Source organism: Asaia sp. SF2.1 (genome assembly GCF_000505765.1).
GTDB classification, from domain to species: domain Bacteria; phylum Pseudomonadota; class Alphaproteobacteria; order Acetobacterales; family Acetobacteraceae; genus Asaia; species Asaia bogorensis.
On the sequence record NZ_AYXS01000008.1, the window covers coordinates 72,038 to 76,302 of the forward strand.

Annotated in this window: 4 protein-coding genes; 1 reads left to right on the forward strand and 3 read right to left on the reverse strand. The window is 59.5% G+C overall.

Annotated elements, in window-relative coordinates:
* The coding region (locus tag P792_RS38475) for an alpha/beta fold hydrolase (RefSeq protein WP_035439488.1) at nt 1–217 on the forward strand (217 nt) is incomplete at its 5' end.
* 42 nt (nt 218–259) lie between these two features.
* Here the strand turns inward: P792_RS38475 and gorA are convergent.
* From gorA to P792_RS25550, 3 genes are all read right to left on the reverse strand, one after another.
* Nucleotides 260–1,648, reverse strand: a complete 1,389-nt coding sequence (gene gorA / locus P792_RS25540; RefSeq protein WP_031240352.1) for a glutathione-disulfide reductase — start codon at nt 1,646–1,648, stop codon at nt 260–262.
* Between the two features lie 101 nt (nt 1,649–1,749).
* Nucleotides 1,750–2,634: a ferredoxin--NADP reductase gene (locus P792_RS25545; protein WP_023978154.1), complete on the reverse strand. Its 885-nt coding sequence runs from the start codon at nt 2,632–2,634 to the stop codon at nt 1,750–1,752.
* 118 nt (nt 2,635–2,752) lie between these two features.
* A partial coding sequence (locus tag P792_RS25550) for a S10 family peptidase (RefSeq protein WP_023978155.1) occupies nt 2,753–4,265 on the reverse strand: 1,513 nt, incomplete at its 5' end.

Consider the following 4,265-nt stretch of genomic DNA (forward strand, 5'->3'; position numbering starts at 1 on the left):
CCGCCCTGATCTCGCGGCCTTTACGGTGCCGACGCTGGTGGTTCACGGCACTGGCGACAAGACCGTGCCCTACGAGTTGACCGGTAAACGCGTGAGTGAAGCGCTCCCTCATGCGCGCTATGTCGAATATGACAGCGCCCCGCATGGCCTGTTTGCCACTGATGCCGATGCGCTCAACCGCGACCTTCTGGCCTTTCTGACCAGCACCGGCATCTGACATCACTCCCCTCTCCGGTTTCCCCGGAGAGGGTTCAACGCGTCATCCCTTGCGGGCAACCTGACGCGTCGGGCTGCGCATGGTCACGAATTCCTCCGCCGTAGTGGGGTGGATACCGATCGTGCGATCGAAATCGATCTTCTTCAGCCCGGCTGTGATGGCAATCGCAATGCCCTGCATCATTTCCGCAGAGGCGTCGCCCATCATATGCGCGCCGACCACCTTCTGGCTCTCACGCTCGACAACCAGCTTCATGAAGGCTTTGCGTTCGCGGCCGATCAGTGTCTGGCGCAGCGGACGGAAAGACGCTGTAAACACCTCGATATCCGCCTTTTCCGATGCCTCCTCCTCGGTCAGGCCGACACTTGCGAGTGGCTCAGAGAAGAATACCGCCTTGGGGGTGGTCTCGAACGACCAGCTTCTGGCGTGGCCAGTATAGAGCGCCTCTGCCAGAATATGCCCCTCGGCGATGGCAACAGGAGTCAAATTGATCCGGTCCGTGACATCGCCAATGGCGTATATGTTCCCCACATTCGTGGCGGATTGGTCGTCCACGGCAATGGCGCCATCCTTGACCGCCACCCCAACACCGTCCAGACCCAGCCCGTCGATATTGGGCTTGCGTCCGGTGGCGAAAAACACGCAATCGGTCTCGATCGTCTCGCCATTGCCGAGGCTGACGCGATAATGCCCCTCGCCCAGCTTCTCGATCCGTTCGGGGCTCTGGCCTGCATGAACAGCGATACCATGATGAGGCAACGCCTCATGCAGCTTCTCGCGCAATTCGCGGTCGAAGCCGCGCAGGGGCAGATCCTGCCTGAACACGAGATCGACTTTCGAGCCGAGCCCCGCGAAGATGCCGGCGAATTCGATACCGATATACCCGCCCCCGATGATGCAGATGCGCTCCGGGCGGGTCTTGAGATGAAAGGCCTCATCAGAAATGATGGCGTGCTCAGCACCATCGATCGGCGGGCGTGTGGGGCGGCCACCTGTGGCGATCACGATGCGCTTTGCCGTCACCCGTCGCGGCTCGGCCTGCTCGTCCAGAGGACCGGGCCCGATCTCGATCGTGTTGGGGTCGATCAGTCTGGCGCGTCCGACAAACAACTCGACCCCGGCCTTGCCCAGCATCGACTTGTAGATGCCATCGAGCCTTTCGATTTCCTTGTCCTTGGCCGCGATGAACCGTGACCAGTCATGGGCACCCAGCTGCACGTCCCAGCCATAAGCCTGCGCATCCTCAGCGGCTTCGGCCCCTTCCGACGCATAGACCATAAGCTTTTTGGGCACGCAGCCCAGATTCACACAGGTCCCGCCCCAGTGGCGGCTTTCGGCAATCGCCACCTTCGCGCCGTTCTGGGCCGCGATACGGGCAAAGCGTACCCCGCCCGAGCCTGCACCAATCACGAAAACATCGAAATCCGGCATCAAGCCTCTCCCCAAAATCAAACGCGGCCGGAAAATCTCCCGGCCGCGCATGGTATGTTCAGTATTCTGTTCTGCGCCCCTTCAGAACGGGGCGGGAGGGCTTAGCGTTCCGCAAAGGCCTTCTCGACGACATAGGAGCCCTGATTGCTCATGTTGCCTTCGTCAAAGCCCATGGAAAGCAGAAGCTTTTCCGTATCAGCCAGCATTTCCGGCGAGCCGCAGATCATCACGCGGTCATGCTCGGGATCGAGCCTGGGCAGACCCAGATCCTCGAAGATCTTGCCGTTTTCGATCAGCGTGGTGATGCGATCTGTCACAGCGAAGTCTTCACGGGTAACGGCCGGATAATATTTCAGCTGCTTGGACACATACTCGCCAAGGAATTCGTGGTTCGGCAGGTCATGGCGTATATGGTTCATGTAGGCCAGTTCGCCCGAAACACGAACGGTATGGCTCAGCACGACATTCTCGTAACGCTCGTAGCATTCCGGGTCCTCGATCAGGCTCATGAACGGGGCAAGACCCGTACCCGTCGAGAGGAAATAAAGGTTACGGCCCGGACGCAGATTATCGAGTAGCAAGGTGCCCACCGGCTTGCGACCGACAAGCACGGTGTCACCCACCTTCACATGGCGCAAACGCGAGGTCAGCGGGCCATCTTCCACCGCAATGGACAGGAATTCCAGCTCTTCCTCGTAATTGGCCGAAGCGATGGAGTAGGCGCGCAGCAGCGGCTTACCCTCGACCTCGATGCCGATCATCGTGAACTGGCCATTCTCGAAGCGCAGACCCGGATCGCGCGTGCAGGTGAAGGTGAAGAGACGGTCGGTCCAGTGATGGACGCTCAGCACTTCACATGCCTGGAGATGCCCGTATTCCTTGCTGGGGGGCGCCAGACGATACTGGCCCGGATGCCCCTCAACGGGCAGGAGCCCGGACAGGGGCTCGGCAATGGTAGGCATAGGCAGGGAGACAGGCGCGTTCATCAGGCACTCTTTCGCATGCTTGCAGGGGGCGGGCGGTCTGACACCGCCCAAAGTGGCGAAATTTCTAGATCATCCTTCCGCCGTTTGGAAACCCCACAGCCGCGCCTGTTCTAAATTATTACGACGATTTCGGATGCGTCCTTGCAATAAACTGCGAAACGTTATCGTGCATTTCCTTCAACGCGGGCAGATGGGCATAGACCATATGACCCGACGCATATTGCTTGATCTCGATATTTTTCGCGAGCGCGCGCGGGATCGGCAGATGGCGCATTTCATACACACCCTCGAAATAGGGCGTGCCAAGATCGTAATAACCCTGATTGAGCATGACCTGCAGTGAGGGGTTGGTTTTCATCGCCATCGCCAGATCCGGCAGCACATTGGGCTCGCCACGGGCCGGACCGCGCTGGTCGGGCTGCTTGTGGGTGAAGCTCCACTTGCCGATACTATGGGCGCTCACACGATATTCCATATACCCATCGCCAAAGGACGGATCGGCACCGTAATGCAGCGTCTTGCGCGCATAATCGTTGAACGCCGCCACATAGGCCGATTCCATGGCCGCCGATTGCGGATCATAGGCCGGGCGCTGGGCCAGCGGGTCGAGGCTCGGGCCCGAGAACCGGCTATCGAGGCGACCCGTATCCTGCCCCTCATCACCCAGCAGCGTCTTGGCAAACTCGCCGCCATTCACGCGCAGATCGGCCTTGATCAGATAATCGACCGGCAGGCCCGTATAGCGATGCAGCTTTTCGGCCGTGGCCTTGAGCTTCTCATCGCTGATGCCGGTGCCATCCTGCAGGGCGGAGGTGTAGTCGGTCAGCGCAAAATGCTCGACCTCGGCCAGAAATGCCTTCAGATCGACAGGCTGGTCGGGTAGCTTGTGATGATACCAGGCTGTCGCGGCAAAGCTCGGCAGGCCCAGCACATAAGGCTGGTCATTGCTCGGATTACCCTGCGCACGATCGATGGAATTGCCGTAATTCAGAATCTGGGAAAGCAGGATCACACCATTGAGGTCGATCCCTTTCTCATTGGCCAAGGCGTTTGCGATGATGGCGGAACGCGTCGTGCCATAGCTTTCGCCAAACAGGTATTTGGGTGAGTTGTAACGCCCGTGACGCGCCAGAAACTGCGCGATGAAATCGGTGAACGCGGCAGCATCGGGGTCAGTGCCGTAAAAGGCCTTGTCACGATCCTTGCCGATCACGCGGCCAAAACCCGTGCCCGGTGCATCGATAAAGACGAGATCTGTCGAATCCAGAAGTGAGTCGTCGTTATCCACGAGCTTGTAAGGCGCAGCAGGGGTGTGGACATCGTCCGATGTCACAACACGCTTGGGGCCGAGCGCCCCCATATGCAGCCAGACCGTCGCAGAACCCGGCCCACCATTATAGACAAACGTGATGGGGCGGTTTTCCGCATGCGCGCCTTTCTTGAAATAGGCGACGTAGAAAATGGAGGCGACAGCCTGCGGGGCCTTCGGATCGGGATTGGCATCGTCCCAGCCCTCGGGATGAACGATGAGCGTGCCCGACTCTGCCTGATAGGGAACAGCCTGCCCGCGAATGGTTACGCTGCCATCGCTCAGAACATGCTGTGGCTTCATCAGAAAGGCAGGACCATGC